Below are 515 nucleotides of genomic sequence, written 5' to 3'. Positions count from 1 at the left end.
ACCCGCACCTGATCCACCCGGCGACAGCGGCTCGCCCTGCCCTCGGGCAAGGCCCGCCCGGCCAAGCGCCAGGCCCACCGGACCGCCGCCAAGCGCACGGCCGCCGCTTCCCGCGACGCCGCCCGGAAGTCCGCGTCCCAGCGCCTCACGGCGCCGGTCAACGGCCCGATCACCGCGGCGTACGGGGTGCGCGGCCCGCGGTGGGCGAGCGGCCACCACACCGGCGTGGACTACGCGGTGCCCATCGGGACCTCGGTGCACGCGGTCGCCCCGGGCACCGTGGTGGCCGCGGGCTGGGCCGGTGCCTTCGGCTACCAGGTGGTCATCCGCCACGCCGACGGGATGTACACCCAGTACGCGCACCTGTCGGCGCTGACGGTACGCAGCGGGCAGACCGTCGACGCGGGGCGCCGGATCGCCCGGTCGGGCAACACCGGCAACACCACCGGTCCGCATCTGCACTTCGAGATGCGCACCTCCCCGCGCTACGGGTCGGACGTCGACCCGCTGGACCA

At 75.9% G+C, this 515-nt stretch carries 1 pseudogene; it reads left to right on the top strand.

The window, feature by feature from the left end:
- Positions 1-515: pseudogene (locus tag SSOG_RS58795) on the top strand (M23 family metallopeptidase); the annotation flags it as partial.

The organism is Streptomyces himastatinicus ATCC 53653 (assembly GCF_000158915.1).
GTDB lineage: Bacteria > Actinomycetota > Actinomycetes > Streptomycetales > Streptomycetaceae > Streptomyces > Streptomyces himastatinicus.
Note: the sequence above shows the minus strand (reverse complement) of the source record. Positions and strands in the feature narration are given on the sequence as shown.